This window comes from Bradyrhizobium sp. IC4059, assembly GCF_020193615.1.
GTDB classification, from domain to species: Bacteria; Pseudomonadota; Alphaproteobacteria; order Rhizobiales; family Xanthobacteraceae; genus Bradyrhizobium; species Bradyrhizobium yuanmingense.
On the sequence record NZ_JADYVH010000003.1, the window covers coordinates 484,640 to 506,255 of the forward strand.

Annotated in this window: 20 protein-coding genes and 2 pseudogenes; 9 read left to right on the plus strand and 13 right to left on the minus strand. The window is 61.0% G+C overall.

Going from position 1 to position 21,616, the window contains the following annotated elements; all coding sequences use genetic code 11:
- From I6F12_RS12495 to I6F12_RS12510, 4 genes are read left to right on the plus strand one after another with little or no spacing between them, the layout of a single operon-like run.
- The gene (locus I6F12_RS12495; RefSeq protein ID WP_225156448.1) at window positions 1-648 is read left to right on the plus strand and encodes a methyltransferase; all 648 of its coding nucleotides are present in this window, start codon (window positions 1-3) and stop codon (window positions 646-648) included.
- A gap of 30 nt (window positions 649-678) precedes the next feature.
- Window positions 679-1,173 carry a hypothetical protein gene (locus I6F12_RS12500; protein WP_225114733.1) on the plus strand — a complete coding sequence of 165 codons (495 nt, stop codon included), beginning with the start codon at window positions 679-681 and terminating at the stop codon, window positions 1,171-1,173.
- A gap of 8 nt (window positions 1,174-1,181) precedes the next feature.
- Window positions 1,182-2,555, plus strand: coding sequence for a pilus assembly protein TadG-related protein (locus I6F12_RS12505; protein ID WP_036031695.1), 1,374 nt, complete (start codon window positions 1,182-1,184; stop codon window positions 2,553-2,555).
- On the plus strand, window positions 2,555-2,971 hold the full coding sequence (locus I6F12_RS12510) for a TadE family protein (RefSeq protein ID WP_225150331.1): 417 nt from the start codon (window positions 2,555-2,557) through the stop codon (window positions 2,969-2,971). Before I6F12_RS12505 ends, I6F12_RS12510 begins: the two co-directional genes overlap by 1 nt.
- Here I6F12_RS12510 and I6F12_RS12515 read toward each other — a convergent pair.
- On the minus strand, window positions 2,934-3,323 hold the full coding sequence (locus I6F12_RS12515; protein WP_146207697.1) for a hypothetical protein: 390 nt from the start codon (window positions 3,321-3,323) through the stop codon (window positions 2,934-2,936). The two genes, I6F12_RS12510 and I6F12_RS12515, sit on opposite strands and share 38 nt — an antisense overlap.
- Window positions 3,324-3,422: 99 nt before the next feature.
- On the opposite strand from I6F12_RS12515, the gene I6F12_RS12520 reads away from it, so the two are divergent.
- From I6F12_RS12520 to I6F12_RS12530, 3 genes are all read left to right on the plus strand, one after another.
- The gene (locus I6F12_RS12520; RefSeq protein WP_225156449.1) at window positions 3,423-5,051 is read left to right on the plus strand and encodes a type II and III secretion system protein family protein; all 1,629 of its coding nucleotides are present in this window, start codon (window positions 3,423-3,425) and stop codon (window positions 5,049-5,051) included.
- Window positions 5,052-5,065: 14 nt separating this feature from the next.
- Window positions 5,066-5,470 (plus strand): hypothetical protein, encoded by a 405-nt coding sequence (locus I6F12_RS12525; protein WP_036008116.1) that lies wholly within the window; start codon window positions 5,066-5,068, stop codon window positions 5,468-5,470.
- An 82-nt stretch (window positions 5,471-5,552) separates the two neighbouring features.
- Complete coding sequence (locus I6F12_RS12530) at window positions 5,553-6,089, plus strand: tetratricopeptide repeat protein (protein WP_085969012.1); 537 nt, start codon at window positions 5,553-5,555, stop codon at window positions 6,087-6,089.
- Window positions 6,090-6,126: 37 nt separating this feature from the next.
- Here the strand turns inward: I6F12_RS12530 and I6F12_RS12535 are convergent, their stop codons facing one another.
- The 9 genes and pseudogenes from I6F12_RS12535 to I6F12_RS12575 form a co-directional block, all read right to left on the minus strand.
- Window positions 6,127-6,897, minus strand: coding sequence for a hypothetical protein (locus I6F12_RS12535; protein ID WP_109145690.1), 771 nt, complete (start codon window positions 6,895-6,897; stop codon window positions 6,127-6,129).
- A 692-nt stretch (window positions 6,898-7,589) separates the two neighbouring features.
- Entirely contained in the window at window positions 7,590-8,603 is a 1,014-nt protein-coding gene (locus tag I6F12_RS12540) for a TetR/AcrR family transcriptional regulator C-terminal domain-containing protein (RefSeq protein WP_225156450.1), read from the minus strand.
- Window positions 8,600-9,256 carry a TetR/AcrR family transcriptional regulator C-terminal domain-containing protein gene (locus I6F12_RS37320; protein WP_225156575.1) on the minus strand — a complete coding sequence of 219 codons (657 nt, stop codon included), beginning with the start codon at window positions 9,254-9,256 and terminating at the stop codon, window positions 8,600-8,602. Before I6F12_RS37320 ends, I6F12_RS12540 begins: the two co-directional genes overlap by 4 nt.
- A 30-nt stretch (window positions 9,257-9,286) precedes the next feature.
- Window positions 9,287-10,864 (minus strand): annotated as a pseudogene (locus tag I6F12_RS12550) (DHA2 family efflux MFS transporter permease subunit); the annotation flags it as partial.
- A complete protein-coding gene (locus tag I6F12_RS12555; protein WP_225156451.1) occupies window positions 10,861-11,904 on the minus strand; it encodes an HlyD family secretion protein in 1,044 nt (347 codons plus the stop codon). The gene I6F12_RS12555 and the pseudogene I6F12_RS12550, both read right to left, overlap by 4 nt.
- Before the next feature lie 89 nt (window positions 11,905-11,993).
- On the minus strand, window positions 11,994-12,641 hold the full coding sequence (locus I6F12_RS12560; protein ID WP_225156452.1) for an NAD(P)-binding oxidoreductase: 648 nt from the start codon (window positions 12,639-12,641) through the stop codon (window positions 11,994-11,996).
- 317 nt (window positions 12,642-12,958) lie between these two features.
- On the minus strand, window positions 12,959-13,888 hold the full coding sequence (locus I6F12_RS12565) for an MBL fold metallo-hydrolase (protein WP_225156453.1): 930 nt from the start codon (window positions 13,886-13,888) through the stop codon (window positions 12,959-12,961).
- A gap of 96 nt (window positions 13,889-13,984) precedes the next feature.
- Complete coding sequence (locus I6F12_RS12570; RefSeq protein ID WP_225156455.1) at window positions 13,985-15,202, minus strand: NAD(P)/FAD-dependent oxidoreductase; 1,218 nt, start codon at window positions 15,200-15,202, stop codon at window positions 13,985-13,987.
- Window positions 15,203-16,332: 1,130 nt separating this feature from the next.
- A complete protein-coding gene (locus tag I6F12_RS12575; protein WP_225156576.1) occupies window positions 16,333-17,178 on the minus strand; it encodes an AraC family transcriptional regulator in 846 nt (281 codons plus the stop codon).
- Window positions 17,179-17,669: 491 nt separating this feature from the next.
- Between I6F12_RS12575 and I6F12_RS12580 the strand changes: the two genes are divergently transcribed.
- A complete protein-coding gene (locus I6F12_RS12580; RefSeq protein ID WP_225150355.1) occupies window positions 17,670-18,599 on the plus strand; it encodes an AraC family transcriptional regulator in 930 nt (309 codons plus the stop codon).
- Between the two features lie 27 nt (window positions 18,600-18,626).
- Here I6F12_RS12580 and I6F12_RS12585 read toward each other — a convergent pair whose 3' ends face one another.
- Window positions 18,627-19,487 (minus strand): catalase, encoded by an 861-nt coding sequence (locus I6F12_RS12585; protein WP_225156456.1) that lies wholly within the window; start codon window positions 19,485-19,487, stop codon window positions 18,627-18,629.
- Between the two features lie 192 nt (window positions 19,488-19,679).
- Entirely contained in the window at window positions 19,680-19,925 is a 246-nt protein-coding gene (locus tag I6F12_RS12590; protein ID WP_225148539.1) for a hypothetical protein, read from the minus strand.
- A 154-nt stretch (window positions 19,926-20,079) separates the two neighbouring features.
- On the opposite strand from I6F12_RS12590, the pseudogene I6F12_RS12595 reads away from it, so the two are divergent.
- Window positions 20,080-20,271: pseudogene (locus I6F12_RS12595) on the plus strand (type III glutamate--ammonia ligase); the annotation flags it as partial.
- A 14-nt stretch (window positions 20,272-20,285) separates the two neighbouring features.
- Here I6F12_RS12595 and I6F12_RS12600 read toward each other — a convergent pair.
- Window positions 20,286-21,401, minus strand: a complete 1,116-nt coding sequence (locus I6F12_RS12600) for a murein L,D-transpeptidase family protein (protein ID WP_346656312.1) — start codon at window positions 21,399-21,401, stop codon at window positions 20,286-20,288.
- Window positions 21,402-21,616: the final 215 nt, after the last annotated feature.

Consider the following 21,616-nt stretch of genomic DNA (forward strand, 5'->3'; position numbering starts at 1 on the left):
ATGAGCACAATTGCCCTCTCCAAGAGCGGATCTTACGACCGGATCATGCGGCTGCTTGGCAGCTTGTGGTTCTTGTTGCTGGCTCTTTGCGTCGCCGTCAGGATTGGGGCGTCGCTGCACGATCCATGGCCCTCGCTCTTGTCGAGCTTTTGCCTCGGCATCTTCTACATGCTCCTGGCACTGTTGATCATGACGCGCTCACCGGCAAAGGCGCATGCAGACGGCCTGCTTCCAAGAATAGCTGCCTTCGTCGGCAGCTATATGCCATGGACGATCAGCTTCCTCGGCAAGTCCGACGACACACTGCCCAACCTGGCATCCACGGTCTGCGTGCTGGTCGGTACGATCATGATGCTTGTTACGATCCGACATCTGGGTCGGTCATTCAGCCTGGTGCCGCAGGCGCGCTCGGTGGTCCAGACCGGTCCGTATCGATGGATCAAGCATCCGCTCTATGTCGCAGAAGAAATCGTGGTGCTGGGCGTCGTGCTGCAATACCTGACACCGGTCACGGTGATGGTCCTGGTTCTGCATATAGGCATTCAGGTCTGCCGAATCCTTTACGAAGAAGATCTGCTTCGGCGCAATTGCCCCGAGTATTCGTGTTACGAAGCATCACGTTGGCGAGTGATTCCTTACGTTTGGTGAGCGGCTATGCGTGGCCGGATTGTGGTGGACATGGTTCAGATCGCTGCGGCTCGGGTGACGCGATCGCACGTGGCAAGTCCCCGTGGAGGCAGGCGCGCGTATCGTAAAGGGTCCTTCGTCGCCGATCAGCGCGGCGCCGTCGCGTTTGAGACAGTCATCGTTTACATTTTCATGGTGTCGTTCCTGCTGATGCCGCTTGCCGACGTCGCTGCCGCGGGCTTCCGGTTTATCTCTGCGTGGTCGGCCTTGCGCTCATTCGGACAATACATTCAATACAAGAGTCCGCCCGACCCGGCGAACCCGGGGACCTGGGTGTCGACGCTGCAGACAACGGTCGCCGGGCATACCATCGGCAACATCCAGGTCATGTGCGGAAGCACAGCCTGCAACTCCGGCAACCTTGGTTTGACTCCCAAGTACTTTACGTTTTCGACGACCGTCACTTTGGCCCCGATTGTGTTGACGTCGGTGCTGTGCCCCAGCAGTTGCACGTACACGCTGCCTTATTCCGAACGTTTCCAGTAGGTGTTCTCATGCGCAGTCTGCTCCGTTCCAGACGAGGCTCGGCCGCATTCGCAACAGTCATCGTGCTGATTCCGCTCATCGGCGTGGTCGCACTCGGGGCCGAGGCGGGATCGTGGTACGTCACCAGGCAGCACGCGCAGAATGCCGCCGATGCAGCGGCCTACTCGGGCGCCCTGCGACTTGCATGCGACAATGCTGGTGTGCTCTGCGATACATCAGTGGATTATCAAGCAAAGGAATTCGCGGCACAGAACGGGTTCTGCAACACCGGCGATACGGCCTATCCGGGCACCAACTGTGCGCCAAGCCTTCCAACGGGAATCTCGCGGGCGGTCCAGATCGACATCGGCAGCTATAGTGCGGGTGCGTTCACAACGCCGCCCGCAGGAGGCGGCGGTAACGCCGTTCGCGCCCTCGTCAGTCAGCAACAGCCGGCCTACTTGTCGGCAGTGCTGGGTTTGACGACCGTCAACATCCCCGCCCAAGCCATCGCTCTGGTCGAACTGCCGAGCAAGGTGTGCGCCTTGGCGCTCGGACCTGATCCGAACGGCGGCGGAGGGGCGCTTAAGATTGCCGGTAACGTCAGCAACAACGGCACGGGTTGCCCGATAATGTCGGATGCCAGTGTTCAGTTTGCCAGCACTGCCTCTTTCACCGGTTCGGGATGGGCCGTCTTGGGTGTAACCGGCTGTAGTCCAGCCAGCACCTGCGCCAATCCCGGCGTCACGTACAACTATTTCATGCCGTATGCCAACAATCCACTTAGCAAATTGGACAGCCAATCGTTCAATAGCTTGACCTCGAGCGGGAAGCCAAACGATTTGGCATGCAGTGGTACGTTGACGCCTAATACCCCGCCGAGCAGCACTAACCTGTACCGCAACCTAACGTGCACGACCGGGAACGCGGTAGATTTTAGTCCGGGCACGTACTTTTTCTACAATGGCACGATAAGATTCAATGGCGGAACCATCACTTGCAGTGCCTGCACACCCTGGCCACCGGCTGGCACAGGTTTAGGCGTCACTCTTGTATTACTCGGGGATTCCAGCATTTCCATCTCTGGCGGCGCTGTAGTTAATCTGTCCGCGCCTTACACCAACACTTTCTCTTCTGATCTGAACGGCGTTCTGATTGATGATCAAGCACCGAGCAAGAGCAGTAATCAGGTCACCATCAACGGTGGTTCGGTTAAGCTGGGTGGTGCGATGTATTTCCCGCACGTCGACGTGACCTGGAACGGAGCGACGCAAAGTACCAATACGACCTGTTCACAAGTGATCGCCAAAACTCTCACCATGGGCGGTGGCGGCTTCCTGAGCACGGATGGATGTAATCCGGTCACCGTCCCTTACACCCAAGTTGTCCGCTTGGTGCAGTGATGAGAAAGCTCGATCAGCGGGGCATCGCATCGTTCGAGTTCATCCTCGCCTTTGTGTCCCTTTTCATGTTGATCTTCGCCATCTTCGATCTAGGACGCTATGCGATCACGATGCAGTCCTTGCGGACGCTCGCGAGCGCGGGGGCCCGAGCGGTCATGATCAACTGCTACACGCCTGCCTTGCTTCAAAGCCCGCCTCAGTCGCCGTCAAGCTGCGCGGGCGATCCCATGTCCACAACCGCAAAGCAGACTGCCGCGCCGTTCCTGTATCGCGGCGGTCTCACGCCGACGCTGAGCGTGGCATCCAGCGGCACCAATTTGACAGTGACCGCTTCTCAAGCCGGCTTCACCATGCTGATGCCGATATGGGGTACGACGCTCAATGCACCGAGCGCGTCAACGCAAATTCCCTTCTAGGCAAAATATGGCAACGTGCCTTACCCATCTTGGCCGACATCGCCTCGGGTCGGCGCTCGAGCTGGACAAACCCCTCGGAATCGAACTGCGCCAAAGCAATCTGAGCCTGGCCAAGTGCCGTTTGGAGACGACGAGCCGACGCCGTTCGATCGTGAGCCACGACGGAATCGCGCAAACGTGGTCGTGCTGCAGCAGTTCTGAACGGAGCTGCAGAGAGAAATGATGCGCGCCCGCAACATTGGAAAGTTTTCTTTGCCACTTGAGGCTGTGCGGTAAGCGTCTCTTCTTGCACGCAGGCAGCATCAAGGACGATGATCTTGGAAACGCGAAGTAACGAATTGTAGTCGGACATCTTGTAAGCTCTGCGGCGTGGTGCGCAGAGGGGAACTGTTGGGGATATCGAGCACGTAGATTTGCGGGGGAGCCGCGGATCGCAGTTGGGGGGACTCGAATGGGTGGCGGTCGCATTTCGGGTAAGATAAGGAGGCTTCTCGCCTTCAGCGTGATGGGTCTTGGCGCGGCGCTCGCCTCCTTTGCGTCCGCTGACCCCGCGACAGCGGCAGACCGGCGGGGCTCCTCCGGCGGCGGCGTCTTCGTCAGCGAAATGAACGACGTCCAGCGGGTCAAGGTGGTGGTCAACAAGTCACGCACCTTCAAGGTCGATACGGCTTTCGCAACTATCGTGGCCGGCTCGCCCGACATTGTGGACGTGAAGTCGCTCAGCGATCACCTGATCTACGTCCAGGGCAAGCAGACCGGCACCACCAACGTCATCCTGCTCGACTCCTCGATGAAGCAGATCGGCATCCTCGACGTCGAGGTCGTGATCGATACCGGCAATCTCCAGCAGAACATCCGCAGCAGCACTGGCGGGCACGGGATCCGCGTGTCGGCTTCCGAGGGCCAGGTGGTACTCAGCGGAACGGCCGCCGATGCGGTTACGGCCGAGCGGGCCATGGCGATCGCCACCAGCACAGTCGCGAAGGGGGGCACTGTCGTCAACGCGATGAGTGTCGCGGCGCCGCAGCAGGTGATGCTGGAGGTGCGTTTTCTCGAGGTCACCCGGGATGCCGGCCGCGACCTCGGTGTGAACCTGTACGCAGCGAATGCCAACGGGACCAACGTCGCGAATACGGGACGTGGCGGAGTGGTGACCAGCTTGACCGGCCGGCGACCGATCGGAGGTGTCAATGGGCCTGTCGGTGCTCCCCCAACGGGTAGCCTCCCAGTACTAGCCACGGCAAATACGCTTCTTGGCACGGGGGGCGGCATCGCTCCGGTACCTTTCGGAAGCTTGTTGACCAGCATCGTCAGAACGAGCAATGGGGGTTCGGTGGACCTATTGATCTCGGCGCTTGAGACCAAGGGACTGGCTCGCAGGTTGGCCGAGCCGAACTTGACCACGCTTTCCGGAGATGCAGCGCGCTTCCTGGCCGGTGGTGAATTTCCGGTGCCGATACCAAACACGACCGCGACTGGCTTTCCGACCATCACAATCGATTACAAGAAGTTCGGTGTCGAACTGGCCTTTGTCCCCACCGTGCTCTCGCGGGGGGTCATCAACCTTCGCGTCGAGCCATCGGTCAGCGAGCTTGATTTCGCCAATGCGGTGACGATTCAGGGAACGACGGTTCCGGCGTTGACCCGCCGCGATGCGCGCACGACGGTGGAATTGCGGGATGGCCAGAGCTTTGCGATCGCGGGCCTGCTGCAAACCCGCAACCGTCAGGACGTTTCGCAATTGCCCTGGATCGGTTCGGTGCCCGTGCTTGGAGCCTTGTTCAGCAGCAAGTCGTACCAGCAGGAGGAAACCGATCTCGTCATCATCGTGACGCCGCGCCTGGTCGCACCGGCCGCGCCCGGTCAGCAATTGGCGTCACCGCTCGACTCCCGCCTTCCGGCCAACGACGTCGATTTCTTCCTCAATGGCCAGATGGAAGTCCGCAAGCGTTACAATGACTACGTCAACTCCGGCGGCGACGTTAAAGGACCTTATGGTCACATCATCGCTCCCGAGCTCACTGCGACCATTCCGGCACCGGCTGTTGCGAACCAGCCCGTCGTAAAAACGCTCAACTGAGAAGGAAGCGGGAGATGACCATCAGGTATCTGGCTCTGTTCGCACCGCTGCTGCTCGGGGGATGTTACGGGGTGGCCGGTCATGACGAGGTGGACCGCTATTTCCAGCGTTCAGACACCATCACGATGAGTGCCGGCAATGCCAAGGAGGTCAACGCGGTCACCCACACAATCCATCCATGGCCGCGAAACGTCGGTGATCGCAGGATCACGTACGACGCGCGGCGCGTGGGCGCCGCCGTGACTCGCTATGGCAACACGAAACAGCCAGTGGATCAGCTTCCCGACATTGGCGATGCGACGAAACAAATGGGCGTGCGGACTGCCCCAACCCAGAACGTCAACATAGAAGGATTGGGGGCTGGATCGACTGCTGGAGTATCAGTGCCGGTTGGTGGAGTAGGCGTAGGCGGCAGGTAACGATTTTTAGTGCGTGGTTTTGGCGATGTTGTTTGCGAACGGCGCAGTGAAGTTGCTGCGACGTGCGGGGGACCAAGGGGTTATGCGACGTATCATCTTCATGCTGACCTGTTGCTGGTTGGGGATCGGCCTTGCGGGGTGTGATCATACGCTGAGGCAGGCTGCCGTCGTCGCTCCCGTCGAGCCGCCTGGGGGGGACCCCGTGCAGGAGCCGACCGACGTCAAATATTATCCCTCGGACGAGCCGGTACGGCTGGGCTTGGAGCATTTCAACCGCGGCAGCTACGGGTTAGCCAATCGCTATTTCAGGGATGCGGTCGAGAAATCGCCGAAGGACGTGACGGCCTGGGTTGGACTCGCGGCGAGCTATGATCGGATACGTCGCTTTGATCTCGCAGATCAGGCCTATGCCCAAGCGATCCGGCTGGGCGGCGAAACCGTGCAGGTCCTGAATGACCAGGGATATTCGTACATGCTGCGCGGCAATCTGAGTGCGGCGCGCCGAAAGTTCGAGAAGGCCTATTCGCTCGATCCAGGCAACCCGGTTATCGCCAATAACCTCGAGCTTCTCAATGGCAGCCGGCGGTTCATTGAAAGACCACCGAACAACCAGCCTTAAGAGGGCGATCGACTACTGCGATCGCGGCCAGTTCTCGTCAATTTGGCCCAATTACAGCATCAGCGTGACGGCTGCCGCTGCGGACGATGACAACAACGCCATTGCGAACGGTAAATCTCGCGCCGAGCAGCTTCCGCACCTTGTCCGTGATCGGAGAGGAAAAGGGAACGGTTTCTCCCACGACGGGATCGCCGACCTTTGTCGTCTCAGTCGCGGGGCCAGCAACTGGTGCAGGCTTGATATAGTCTCGGACAAGCTGAATCTCTTCACGTGACAGGATGAGCGGAGCCTGGTCGCGTTGGATCTCCGACGGCGGTTTGGGTATTCCACGGCTTGCCTTTTCGCGCATCTCGTTCGTGCTTGCGATCTGATCGAGCCTGGCTACGCGTAGCTTGAGTGCGATGATATCACGTTGCAGTGTTGCGATCTCCAATTTGCGCGCGTTGACCTGCATGAAGACAATGATCGCGCAAACGCAACTCACGACGAAGCCGACGCTCAGCAGTGCGATCAACCAGCGCTCGAAGTTTCCCGTCGACCCCCCGGTCGTTCGGGGGAGTTGATCGCGCTGGAGATGGCGCCGCCAGATGCGACGTGCTCGGTCGATCCAATTGGTAGAGCCCGTTACACCGGTCCCCGCCCGGCCCGACCCAAAATGCGCGGGTGACGAGGCGGCTTTCTCTCGGGCCGGTTCAACGGACGACGACGTGTCGACTTGCTCAAGCCCAAGATTGTCGGCGACGCGATCCGCCGTCGTCAGATGCGCGGCAGGGTGGAACGGATCCATCTGCTTATCGAGCCGGCCCATCTCCGCTCTCCATGCAGCCATCTATCAACTTCGCCAGTTCCGCCGACGCGGCGGAATGAGGGTACCCGAGGATTCGATCAATCGGAACGGAAAAGGCTCCAATCCGCCGCGTGAGCCGCTCTAACGGTAGCTTGCAAGAGACACGGCGCCAACCAGGGTCTACCCCGCGGATGCTCCGACCGCGCGGATGTTAGCCGGTGAAATGCAGCACTTTGATCGTGCGACGAACGCCCACTTTCAGTCGGATAAGCCCGGTCGTGCAACCAGCAAGTCATTGATCGTTCTCAACCCAAGGCTGACTCTTAACCAGCGGGTCCCAGGTTCGAGCCCTGGTGCGCCCACCAAGTTCTTCAAGGACTTGCCCTCGCGAACCGTTTGAGACGACCGAACTGAAACGGTTTTTCAAACGGTGATTTTGGCGACCAATCGGCGAGGCCACTCTCGGCATTGTGATCTACTTTACGCGCCGAGGCGGAGGCGAAGCCGACTCGAAGGCCGCCCGACAGAACCGCTTTCAACGTTCTGTCTGGATTAGAGCCGGCCGACATAGCCGGCATCTTCCCACTTCGTTTCTTTGTCGTCGGCGACCCATGGGGGCAGCTGCGCCGCGCTGCGAGTATGTAGAGAGACCGGCGCATCCTGGCCATGGCAACCCCACCTCACAGTAGGATTGTCGCTGCGAGTGGCACCAGTCATGCCGTCAATGCCGCTCGCGCAACGATTCCTGTCCTCTCGTCAGGCTCGGCGCCGTCGAGAAAGACTTTCACCGCGGTGCGAGCGCGCAAATCGATGTCGGAAAGCGTTGGTAGGTCGCCGAGCTGAAGCACGGCCTCCAGATGGACGTTTCCATGGAGCATCCCAAGAAACTGACGGGCGCCGGCTTCGCAATGTGCTAGATCGATTTCTCCGGCCTGCTTCGCTTTTGCCAGAATTTTCGTAAGGACCGCGATGGCCGGCGTAGGTCCGTGTTGCGCGTAGGCCCGTGTCGCATCGGGGTAGCGGTCCGCTTCAAGTATGGCTGTATAACAGACCTCCAGCAACGACGGCGTCATCATCGTTTCGAGGAGATTGCGCCCAATGATGATGAGTAGGTCCCTGAGTGGCAAGGAAAGCTGGTCGGCACTGACGCTCAGCGCGTTGGACGAGTAATGGCTGACGACTTTGGTGAACTGGTCGACGAGAAGTTGCTGCACGTTCTCGCGCCGCGTTGACCTTTCGCGCAGTAGCTGCCGGTAGAGACCGTGCGGTGTCCATGTCCAGCTCGGTCGGCCGAGCAAGAACGCCGAGAGAACCGCGCAGTTCGACCAACCGCGAAGCTGGCTCGCTGTGCCCGGGACCGCTTCGCGGACCCGCAGGATATCGCCCGTCGCACCCCACCGAAGAAATCTGACGGCATCGGCCGGTGGCAGGATCGTCACCATCATGCGCGTCCACCACGGCTCAACGAGCAGCCAACTCCCCGTGCTCGTGGGCCGCATGGCAAAGACATGCTTATGCCTGTGATGGACGAAGCGATGCCACCATTGCCGTCGAAGGCCGGGCACGAAACAGACGATCCAGTCGGCGGGGTCGACTGTCACCAGGGACCCATTATCGTCGATGCTGTTCGCCAGGTCCGCCGGGACGTCGCCGACGACCTTCAGTCTTGAAGGGCTCTCGCTCGGGCCAGACCATCTTGACCGGCCAATATCATTGGCTGCGCTCATCGCTTCATGCTCCTCGTGCTCCCACATCCATGAATGAAGCTTTCGATACTGGCTCTGACGCGGTCGGCGGCTGGGGCTTCGAGGCTCATTGCCGGAGTCAGCATCAGCGCCTGGTAGAGCGGTTCTCTCAATAGTCCCAGCAGTTGCTCGGCGTATAGCTGAGCGTCCGATATCGACAGGATTCCCCGCTCATTTGCTGCGGACAGAAACTCCCGTAGCTTGAGTGTGACAATCGCTTGTCCCGCCTCGTGCACCCGCTTCTTCAGCGCAGGATTGCGTGCACCCTCGGTCATCATCATCCGAACGAATCCGACCAGGGTGGTCGAGTATTCCTTCCAGGCGACGCGTCCGAACGCGATGAGTGTTTCGCGTGCATCATCTACGGTGCCGGGGCGCGCTCTCCTCACCAATGGCTGCGATATGAGGGAGGCTTTGTGTTCGGCGATCGCGACGATGAGATCGTCGACGCTCTCGAATGCCGATAGAATGTCTTCCTTCGAGTATCCGCTTCGGTCCCAAATACTATCGAGGTCAGCGGGCGCGCCGCTCGGATGGGCGAGAGCCTCGCTGACCGCCAGCACGATCTCGGCGCGAGGGTCTGGCCTCGACACGACATTGGCTTGGCGGGAGGGTTTCGACGCGGGGTATGTCATGTACGGCTCCTCGGTTCGGGCTAACTGCGCCGCGCGCTTCTTCGCGTGCAGGGCAAACGCGATCTTGATGGTGACCAGAACCGGCGCAGCGATGACGAAAAGAAGAGCGATGGCAGCGAACGCGGTGTCGAAAGCGATCACCGTGGATTGACCGGTGAGGGCTCGACCCAACAGACCCATCGCAGTCCGGCCGGCGGCCACGCTGTCCATTCCTCGTGCTGCGAGCATGGCACTCGTCGTTCCCAGCCGCTCGCTGACCGCGGGAAGGCCTGCGGTGACACTCGCGCCAAGCACCGTGGCATTGGTGGTGACATTGTGGTCGATCATGGTCTGGAGCCCGGCTACCCCCATGAGGCCACCGAGCTGGCGCGCGGCGTTGAAAAGACCGATGCCGGACGCTCGATTGCGGTTGTTGAGGTCGCTGAAAGCGATAAGGGTGATCGACAGGAAGAGGAAGCCAAGTCCAAAGCCGCGAAGCAGGATGGCGGCCATCATGTCGTCGGCGCCACTTTCGCTGGTCGAGCCGGACAGCATCCACATCGCGGCCATGATCATCAGGATTCCGAACGGCACCGTGGCGATAGGGGGAGCGCCCCTGACCTGCATGAGAAAGGCAGCAATGAGGAGCGCGCCGACGAAAAGCGCGCCGCTCGGCAATAGGAGCTGGCCGGCCTCACTTGGCGTGAACGCGAGTACGGACACGGCAAACGACGGGATCAGGAACGCGCTGCCGAACAAGGCGGCACCGGCGACGAAACTGACGATGAAGGCGAAGGAAAAATCGCTCGACCGGAACAGGGCGAAATCGAACAAGCCTTGGCTTTTGGCCATCGCCTGTTGGCTGAGAAACGCCAGCAAGGCGGCTGCGCCGATCACGGTCAGCCACGCGATGCGAGGCTCTTCGAACCAGCGCCATCGGCTGCCTTGGTTCATAACATAGGTGAAGCAGAAGAATGTGACTGAGATCAGCAAGAAGCCGACCCAGTCGAACGGAAGGCGCGCAGCCGCAACGGGCCTGGGGCCGTCTGCGATCAGCAGAAGTCCGATAGCGGCGAGGGCTACCGGAACAACGCCGAAGAAGATCCATGCCCACGACTGGCTGTCGATCAACCATCCCTGGAGCGCCGGAGCGATGGTCGCAGGAGCGACCACGGACCCCATCGCAAACAGAGCCTGAAGGATCGGCTGGTAGGATCGCGGATAGGCGAGAAAAATGATCGACTGTCCCGCGACAAGCAAGGTGCCGCCGGAGAAGCCCTGTATGATGCGGAGTGCGACCAGCAGATCTAACCGATACGTGATGGCGGCGATGCCGCAGGCCGTGCCCATGACGAGCGTCGAACCGATGATCAGGCGGCGCGGACTGGTGCGTGTCATGAGCCAGGAGGCGGCCATGAACCCGATTAGCTTTGTTGCGGTGTATCCGATGTCCAGCCAGGCGAACTCGTCGGGAGTCGCATGGGTGTCGCCAATGATGTCGTTGCGTCCGAGCGAGAGGACGGTGCTTGCGATCGCCTCCGTCAGAGTGGCGAGCACGATGCCTGCGACAAGAATGCTTCCTGCCGCGCGCCTGTCGTAGCCTGGCGTGGCGTCGGCGATCGCGGTCATGTGCCGCTTCCTCGATCTATTTCGACACGCGCCGACAGGCCAGGCACGACGCGGCCGGGCAATGGATTTCTGTCGAAGCGGATTTTCACAGGCACCCGTTGAACGACACGAATGAAGTTCCCCGTCGCATTGTCAGCGGGGAGCAGGGTGAACGCAGAACCGCTGCCGGGCGCAAAGCTGTCCACCACACCTTCAATCGTCTGGTTCGGATAGCCGTCCACCTTGATGCGGGCGCGCTGACCGGGCCGGATATGTTCGATCTGGCTTTCCTTGAAGTTCGCCACCACCCACACGTCCTTGACCGGAACGATGTCGAGCAAGGAGGTGCCCGGCGCGACAAGCCGGCCGACGCGAACCTGGCGGTTGCCGACGACGCCGTCGACCGGCGCATGCACCACGGTGTGGTCGAGATCGATCTGGGCGAGGTCGCGTGCGGCGTGCGCTTGCGCCACTGCAGCAAGTGCAGCTTCGCGCTGGCTGGCAAGGACGGCGATGCGTGCCCGCTGGGCCTCCACCGTTGCCGCCGCCGCCGACACGCCCGCCTCGGTTCTCGATAACGCCGCATCGCTTTCATCGACCTGCGCCTGGCTGATCGCGTTGGTGCGGATCAGTTCGCGGCGGCGATCGGAGGCCTTGCGCGCCAGATTCATCTCGGCCACGCTCGCAAGTCTTTGAGCTTCGGCCTGCCGTATCAGGGCATGCTGGAGTTGGATCTCCGCATCGACATTGGTGAGGCGGGCTTGGGCGGCTTCGACATTGGCCTCGGCTTGCGCCAGGCGTGCGCGGTAGTCGCGATCGTCGATCCGGAACAGGACGTCGCCTGCACGAACGGTCTGGTTATCCTGAACCTCCACGGCCGTGACGTAGCCTGCAGCCTTCGGCGCGAGCGAGGTCATTTCGCCGCGAATATAGGCGTTGTCGGTGAATGTCTCGTTCGAATGGGCATACGCCCAGCCACCAGCCACAAGCACGACAGCGCCGAGGCACAGCACCAAGCCGACCGCCTTCTTGTTAGCATGCACCACAATACCCTCCTGCAACGGTTGTTGTCGCTGACAGCTCTGCCCATTCACTCGCGTTCCGGCCGCCATCGGCGGAGATCGCGGTTTACCGCAATTCGTCGCCAAACCTAGTTGCGCACCGTTATGGCCTTCTTGTATGTCGCGGGGTCATCGAGGATCTTGACCAAATACTCGGCCACGTCCGCGCGGGTGGCTGTTGAGGTGATGTTCCAGCGCAGATCGGTCCCGGCCTTCAGGTTTCCGCTGGCACGCTTGAATGTCAGCGTCGCCGGTCGAACGATCGTCCAATCGCAGTCACTCTCCCGGACAGCTGCCTCCTGCGCCTCCTTGTCTGCCATCACCCCCTTGAGTGCGACCTTGACCATGAAGCCTGAGCCAAAACTCCCGGTGTGGTAGCTCTCACCGACACTCACCGAGCTCTCAACGATGAGTCGGCCCTGGCCTGGAGGCATGGCGGCCAGAATGTTCTTGGTTCCCACCGAGCAAACCGGGACACCGGGCTGGCGTCGACCCAGATCCTCCTTCGCCTGAGGTACCATCCCCAACGTGCAGATCACCGCATCCGCACCTTGGACCGCAGATGCCACCGAGGCTGCATCCATTGCATCGCCCTTGACGATCCTGAGATTCGGATGCGTCAAGGGCATGCGCTTTGGGTCACGGACAAAGGCAGTGACGACGTGACCCGCGGACAAGGCGGACTCAACGACGAGCCGTCCTGTCGACCCCGTTGAACCAAAGACAACGACGTTCATCACACTCTCCCATCGCGCGGCTGCGAGGCGCGATCGCCGTGCGGAGGGTCCGTGAAGCCAGCAGCATCTTTGCGCGGACACTCAGGTTGCGCCCGGGTCATCATCGGGAGCGGGCACTCACTGTGGTGTGGGACTTCCTCGACATGCATGTTCATGCAGAAGGCGCAGCCGTTGAGCTGCGAAGCACGCACGGTCTCGCGTTTCATCGAGGTCGAGCTCCAAAAGGATTTTGAGTGAGCGGGCCGCGCTCCGGCGCCGGTAACGCGGCCCGTACCGAATAAAGCGCTTACGAGGCGCCTCTCGATCGAACTGTGCGGTCAGTAGTCCCAGAAGACCGGCACCCAACGAAAGGCGTCGCCGTCGACTGCCACATGTCCGACGGACGGGAACGGCAGGTGAGTGGCCACCAGCAGTCCACCGGTCTCAGCCAGTTCCCGCAAAAGACTGATACGAACGCGGGCCGACTCCTCGGGATCGTGTTCGAAGCCGTTGTACCAGTCGGGGTGCTCGAACCCGACCGCGAACACGAGGTCGCCGGCGAACGTCAGCCGGTCGCCGCCGGACGTCACGCGGACCACGCTGTGCCCGGGGGTGTGGCCGCCGGTGCGAGTGACGATCACTCCCGGTGCCACCTCGTACTGCTCCTCGAACGGCCGTAGCTGGCTGCGGTACTCTTTCACGAACCGCTTGGCGGTCGATCGAAGCGCGTCCGGGAACCCCGGCGGCATGGCGACGTGGGAGAAATCGGGCGCCTCCCAGAACTTGACCTCGGCGGCCGCCACGTGGATCCGCAGGTCCGGACGTAGCTGTTCCTTGACCCCTTCGACGAGCAGCCCACCGATGTGGTCCATGTGCATGTGGGTCAGCACCACGTCGGTCACGGACGCAAGATCGATGTCGGCGGCCTCCAGTCGCTTGATCAATTGCCCGGCGCGCGGCAAGTGCAAGTCCGGGTCGAGCCCAAGCCCAGCATCGACGAGTATGGTCCGGTCGCCGCTACGCACCACGACCACATTCAGCGCCCAATCGTAGGCGTCGGGCGGCAGGAACATGTCTTTCAGCCAGGTCGCCCGGACGGCCGGGTCGATGTTGTGTGCCAACATTGCGGTTGGGAGCGGTAGCACGCCGTCGCTGACGACCAGCACGTCAATGTCGCCGACCTGCACCGCGTAGCGCGACGGAACCAATTCGTTGGACCCCGGTCCACTGCGGTGTGAGGTGTTGGCAAGGCTCGTGTCTACGTCCATGTTCGATCTCCTGTTTCATGTTCAAGGCTACTGGCTGGTCTCGGTTGAGCTGGCCGCGCAGCCAGCGAGAAGTGCGGCCCATTTCGCGTGAAGCTTCTAGAAGAAGCCACTCACGTCAGTCACACGCTCCGGATCGGCAGCGGCCAGCGCGGCGGCACGCTCGGGCTGCGGCGGATAGATCCAGACGGTGTTGATCTCCTGCTTGGTCTTCTTGGCGACCTCGCCGACCATCGCCACCTTGCGTTCCCAGCCAACGGTGAACAGCGCACCGGCTTCGCCGAGGTCGAGGCAGGTGACATAGCCCTTCTGGTGATAGGGCTTGGTCGGAACGCCCAGCAGTTCGGCGGCGGCGTTGTTGCCGGCAAAAGCGCCCATTCGCGTGGCGTGCTGACACGACATCAGCGCGTAATTGCCGATATCGTCGCTTGCGGCCCTGGCGGCGTCACCGGTAGCGAAGACACCTGGCACTGATGGCACGCGCAAATCCCGGTCGACCAGTAGGCGGCCGAAATTGTCGCGCTCGGCCGGGATCTGCTGGGTCAACGGTGCCGCGCGAATACCTGCCGCCCAGATCACGGTCGCGGCCTCGATGTGTTCGCCGTCGGAAAGCGTGACGCCGGATTCGTCCAGCGATGTAATGCCGGCGCCAAGCCGGGTTTCCACGCCGAGCTTGCGCAGGGCCTCTTCGATGACAGGACGGGGGCCTTCGCCCATATCAGGCGCGATCGCCTTGTTGCGGTCGATGATGATGACGCGCGTCTTGGCGTCCTTGCCGAGGATTCCGCGCAGTCGCGAGGGCATCTCGGTGGCCGCCTCGATGCCGGTGAAACCGCCGCCGGCAACGACAACCGTGTCACGCCCGTTCGCCGCCGGCCGTTTCGCCAGGCCGTGCAAATGCTTGTCGAGGGCGATTGCATCATCGAGCGAGTCAACGCTAAATCCGTGCTCGCTGAGGCCCGGAATGTTCGGACGGAATAGCCGGCTGCCGGTCGCCACCACCAGCCGGTCGTAGGAAAGGGTCTTCTTCGCACCCTTGGTGGCGACGATGCCCACCGTGCGGGATTTGGCGTCGATGGTTTCGGCGCTGCCTTGCACGTAAGTAACATCGACGGCCTTGAGCACATCCAGCAGCGGCGCCGTCAGGGTCTCGGGCTTCGGTTCGTACAGCCGCGGCCGGACCACCAGCGTTGGCTCTGGCGCGACCAGCGCGATCTCGAGCTCCTCGGGCGAAACGCCCTGGATATTGCGCAGGCGGGCTGCGGAAAGTGCGGCGTACATGCCAGCGAAGCCGGCTCCTATGATAACAAGTCGCATGTGATCTACTCCTTGGTTTGATTTTCTCGGTAGTGCACCGCCGCTTCTCTTTGGCGGCAAGCATCCTCCGATCGACGTCGACGCGAACAGGCGGACAGAAGACCGGCGGACCTATGGTAGGCAGTTCGGTTCCGAAGACATCGGCATGGGGTTTTCACAAGCCGCGCGGCAGCCTCCGAAAGGGGATGCCCAGCCACGGTTAAGGGTCACGGGCAAAGCTGGGCTCGGGCCCCAGTTCTGGTAGGGGAGCTGGGCGCCTACTTTGGACATGATGGAAATCACGGGACTGGTCCGTTGCACGGCCTGCGCTGGAATTTCCACCTCCTCCCCCGCTGCTGAAGTGAAGCGAACTCCCAATGAAAGTCCGTACACGAGTGCGGTCACGAAGCCTTTTCGGCGTGAAGTGATTGCAAGCCGGTCGACCAAGTTCTTCCTGAGCATGTTGTCTCCGTCTGCTGGGGCGTGGGGCACCCTCATGATCTAGCGGACCGAAGATGCGACTGCGCCAGAGCGATTGCTGTACCTGCAGAGCGATTGCTGCTAACGCACGCGGCGTTGCGCTAGGGCTTTCGCCCAGCCAATCGCTGAACGCCACGGCGGGGCGTACGAGGACCGCGTAGCCGAGCTCCGCCGCCAGCGACAAAAAACCATGCGTCGGCGACTTGCAGCATGTTCATGGTGATCGAGCGGTACTGTGGCGCAGCCGAACGGGCGGCGAGATCCCGGTCCTTTCCTTGAAGGCTCGGCAGAAGTGGAAGCTCGACAGGCCCGCCTCGCGAGTGAGACATCGGTATCGATGTCCGCGCAACTGTTCGCCGGTGCGGCGGCATTGCCATCGGCGACAACGCGTCAATGACCGGCTGGATCGCGGTCCAAGAGATCGCAGGGGATGCCGTGCCGGACAACGCGCTCGACTGTTGTCTGCGGATTACAGCATCATGTTTCAAGAACCCGGGAATACCCATCGCGAGGTTGAGCCCGGTCGATGAGTGTCATCGTGCGAGAACACGCCGCTCCAAACACCGCCGATATCCACTCACCGCTAGAACCGCAGTGATGCCGTGGGGGAGAGCCATGGACGTGGTCGGCCATAAGTGCGGGAAAAGCTTGTTACGGTAGAACGAATGCCGTCAACGCTTGTGACGTCTCCAGTCGCTTGGCGTTTCGCCGGTCAGTTTCTTGAATGCCGCGGCGAAGGCGGTCTGGGAGGAGTAGCCGAGGGCCGCCGCGATCGAGACGACGGATTCGTCGCTATCGCGCAGCATGCTCATGGCCTGCTCGAGCCGGTACTGGCGCAGCCAGGCATGAGGCGAAAGCCCGGTGCTTTCCTTGAAGGCACGGCAGAAATGAAAGCGCGATAGACCGGCATCCGAAGCCAGCGCCGCGAGCGAGACGTCCGAATCGCTGTCCGAGCGCAAGCGGTCGGTGGCACGGAGCAGGACCTTCGGCGAAAGCCCGCCCATTGTTGGCTGGATCGTCGTTGGCGAGCCGGTGTGCGCAGCCAGAAGACGCGTGGCCAGAAGGTCTATTAATTGGTGCCTGAACAGCGTATCCAGCGCCTCATTGCTCTCCAGGACATCCGTCGCGCTCAAGATCAATCGGGACGTAATGGGGTCGTGATGCGCCGTTCGCTCCACGAGGTCGATCGGTGTGGCGGTGTTGGCTTCGTCAGCGACGCGCTTGAGCACTGCGTGAGGAAGATAGAGCTGAACGACATCAACAGGTTTCGGAATATCCCATCGTGAGCTTGATCCTTCCGGAATGATTATCAATACACCGGGCCGAAACGTTCCGATCGCAACCGATCTGCCTGTCCGACGCTCCATGCGCTGCATCGAGCCGTTGTAAGCCATGATGACGTGATGGCTCATAGGCTCGACGATGTCGTGCAATGGCTCATGTTTCCAGTGAGCGATCGCGCTCCCAGAGGGGTCCAAAGCCATGCTGAGTGGTTTGGTGTGAAGCACGCGTGCCATCTCAACATCGGCAGGACGGCGGTCGGCAACCTGCAAATAACGCTGCTGCGCGCCGGAAGCGTCTGACTGGTTTTGTTGGTGCGAATGATCGCGCAAGATTGGCTGGCTCATGAACCTGTCCTAGCTTCGAGGAGCATCGTTGAGCGTTCGGCGCGCGTTCTAAGCGGGTACAGGCCCAGCGTCTTTCTCAAAACTCCCGTGCTTTGCCTGATCCTGCTGTAAGCTGATGCTAGGCGCCCGCGCCGCGATTAAAGTCGCAATCAGCGCGGCGGACGGTGGCGGTTAACTGCTGTCGAAATAGGCAATCGACGCCGGGAGCCGTCGTAAGCGGCAGCGAATGGACAAAATCGCTGACGTTCTCGAGCAGACATCGAGCCTGTGTCACGAAACTGCCACGACGAAACTGGACGACCGTGCGCTAGCGTCAGATAATGGTTCACGAAATCACGTGCGGGCGCTTGTCAGTCCAACTTCGCTGAGAGAGTTATCCTATGACCCAGGCGAGCGCCTTCGGCCGGAAGCTCGGGCGGTTTTTGCACCTGAAGGATGCGCCGCCCTCGCTGATAACGAGTTCGCTGCGCGGGGTGGAGCTCGCGGTCACCGAAACCCGGGATGACAATCCAGTGCCGGGTCTTTCCGGTTCCTTTACCGCGGAGGATGCTTTCGTCGTCAGCCTCAAACTTCACGATTATCCCGACTGCGAACTCTGGGAAAATGGCAAGTGCGTGATGAAAGCGGATGTTCCCGCGGGAGCGACCTATCTGTACGACCTCAAGCGCGATCCGCGCTACGTGATCGACAAGCCGTTCCACTCCCTGTTTTTCTATTTGCCGCGCTCGGCGCTCGACGCTCTCACTGAGCAGCCCCGCATGCCGCGCGTCGGTCAGCTTGCCTGTGAACTCGGCGTAGGCCATGACGACACGGTCGTCCGTCATATCGGCGCGTCATTGCAACAAGCGCTGCGTCGACCAGACGAGACGAACCAGCTTTTCATCGATCACATGATGCTCGCGCTCACCGCACACGTCGCCCAGGCCTACGGCGGGCTACGTCCTTCTGAACCGAATCGCGGCGGCCTTGCGCCGTGGCAGGTCAAGCGCGTCTGCGAAAGGCTGGAGTCCGATCTCGGCGGAAAGCTTTCGTTGCAGGAAATCGCGGCCGAGTTCGATCTTTCGATCAGCCACTTTTCGCGCGCGTTTCGCATCTCCACCGGCCTGCCGCCGCACCAGTGGCTGCTGCGCCAGCGTGTGAAGGCGGCCAAGCAACTGATGACGGTTCGCGACCTGTCGCTGTCGGAAATCGCAATATCGGCCGGGTTCGCCAATCAAAGCCACTTCACGAGGGTGTTTTCGTCTGTGGTCGGCGTCAGCCCGGGAACGTGGCGCCGCGAGGCGCAGGGTGCACCGGAAAGCGAGAAATGATCGGAGCCCCGGCAGAAGCCTTTTCGCTCAGCGACGCGTTGCCTGCGAGATAGCGTAAGCGGCGCGACGCACCGCAAACATCTCGTCCAACGGATGACCGATTCCTTCGGCCAGAGTTGCCGGATTGAACACGGGTTCGTCGCAGGCATCATTTTCTTCGACACCAGTGATCACGATCGTTCCCAGCCGTACCGCTTCGCGTCCGTCCTCATCGGGCCATCGGACGGTCACGTCCATGACCGGGTCGCCCGGACGGTCCAGCAGCGCCATCACACTGAACCTCATATCGCGAGCCGCGATCCGGGATTCGAGGTCGTGCAGCAGCTCGGTGGGTTTTGCATTGGCTGCGACCCTGCGCCTCGCCGCCTGTTCGCCGACTGGCGTGACCTTGAACTTGATGAACCTTGTCTCGCCTCTTGAATTGGTCGCGGGAAACGCGTGCACGCCCCAATAGGTTGTTGAGGCAAAGCTTGCGGCAGGCGGATGCGCGGCGATGTAGCTCGCCTGATGCAGCGTCTCGGGATTGGCAACTGAAAATGTCTCGACCATTTCCAGATCCGGCTTGCCGTCGGGTCCTGGAATACGTGCTCGAAGGAAAGCCAGCATCTGGTCGGGGGTCCTCGCGAAATGAACCGGGGCACTCTGGGTTAAGATATCCGAGCGCTCGCCATCGCTGCCAAGCCGGAAGCTGAATCCGCGCAATAACAGGTAGTTGGTGTCTGGGCCTTCCGCCACCGAGAAGCGCGCCAGGAGGCGCGAAGGCTTGGTGAAGCTACAGGATTTCGTGATCTCCTTCGCCTGGTCCGATGGGGTATAGGTGCCGCGAACGCATCGGCCATTGGCAAAGCTTGCACGTGACTTTGGCGGAAGACCGGCAACCGTCTTCATGGCGGCGACTATGGATGCGGAGCCGGCAAGGCCGCGGGGGAACTTGGGCAGGACGGGACCTCGTGATCTAGAGTTGGTAAAGTTCTTGGGCAGGACAACTTGGGCGTCTTTCCCGAATCCTCCCCGCCTTGTCCGTTTCTGCGACAAAGCTTGCCGACGGCAGCATCCCCGATGCGTACCGTTCGCAGGACCTCAGTTCGCTTCTGGTCCGGCGAACTTTGGCCAAGGCTGATGCTTGGCCCGCCATTTCGGGCCAGGACCACGCATGTAGTGCAGCTCGGGCCGGTAGCTATCGCGTAGGTCCAAAAATAGGTTCTGAAGAATGCTGGCGATGTCGGACACGATCACAGCCGTCTTCGAGCAAAAAACAGACTTTGCGGACCAGCGCGCAGAAGCCGGTGCGATCACACGAGGACTGACAATGTTTTTCCAGATCATCGTTTTTCTCCGTCCGCTTGGATGTCGGCCGATGATTTAGCGGATCGGGTCTGCTGCTGCGCCAGAGCGATTGCCGTACCTACAGAGCGATTGCTGCTAATTCATGCGCCCGGCCAATCGGTCGTGCCTCCGCAGGTTCCGCGAGACCTTCAGGCACACCGTGACCTCGGCCAAGCGGCTCCCGATGAATCTGCTCGATGCCTTGCGAGCGCTCGAACATTTCAAGCGTGCTGCGGGATCATCTCGGGGAGTTCGTACCGCCTATCTCAAGCTGAAGCATGAGGAGTGGAACGACTACGCACGCCATCTAACCCAATGGGAGCGAGACAACACTCTGGACTGTTGAGTTGCAACAGGTGTTCAGCACTGGCGCGATGGGAAGCCGGCACGCGCCGTATCACACACAGACGATCTGGAGGACCAGGTACCAAACCATTTGCTCGTCAACGAACCATCATTGTCGGTCCAGGGGATCGGTGGCAATTGCGGCAGGTAGGATGCATATGGCATCACTTTCGCAAGCGTCACCCTGCCCGGGTACCGTGCGAGAAAAGCCTTGTTCATTCCGCCGTCGAATCCGCTGTAGATCGGGGCAACTGGCACGTTGTCTTCAAGCAATTGCGCGTACGCGCGCTCGTCGGCGCGCCGTTTTTCCAGCGCCCTTCGCGCGATTTCCGGATTGACGACAAAGGGAGGGCATTTCTCGATCGGATTGAACACGAGAGGGTGCGGCGAACTCGGGGAAGGTTGCGCATCGAACACATAGCGGCGGTTACACACATCCACTTTGGGTTCGAGTTGTGTCGTCTCGAAATGATCGTTGCCGACCTTGAGCATTTCCCAGAAGGGCAGGTTGGGATTGTTTCGATGGCGCGCCAGATTCACCGGTGTCAGGCGGAACGGATAGGCCTGGACCTGGAACGATGTTCGGCCGCCGCGGAATGAGTCACGCGCCAGCGAATAGATCTCGCTGATCTGCTCGTCCGTCATGGCATAGCAACCGCTCGACCAGCAGTCGCCGTGGATCATGAGGAAGCTGCCGTTTCGCTTGTTTGCCCTGTCGAAGCTGTTCGGATACCCGAGGTTGATCGAGAGATAGAAATTGGAGTTGGGGTTCATCAACTCAGGCGTAACTGTATAAAACCCTTCCGGAGCCTGTCGGTCGCCCTCGTACAATTTCGGCCCGAGATCGCCCGACCACCGGCAGATCGGATAGGTCTTCAGCAATTGGAAACGGCCGGCCGTGTCCTGCTTCCAGACTTCGAGCTCTGCCTCGTCCTTGAAAAGACGCACAAGGATAGGGGAATATTTCGGCATCTTCTTCTGTTCGAGCAGCGCGAGCAGCTCGGCCGGCAATTCCTGCGTCGCCTTAGCGGGCAACGGCTTGCTGCTTTCGCCAAAGCATGTGGCAGGTGCTAAGGCAGCGGCAAAAGCCGCCGCCAGCACGATTGCGTGTCGGACCATGGCGCGTATCACTGCTGTACCTCCGGCCCGCCGCGCGCCGCTATTTCTCAAATCCGACGAACATCGTAGCCTCCTCGACCGACTTCCGCTCCGACACCATCGCATTCGCCGGAAAAGTCTATTCATTCTACCCCCGATGTCGCCGAACCACCGGACGCTGTTTCAGCAGTTCGACGCCGCGCCGGCAAGCACGCGAAGGCGCAACACAAGTCGTTCGATTGCAAGAC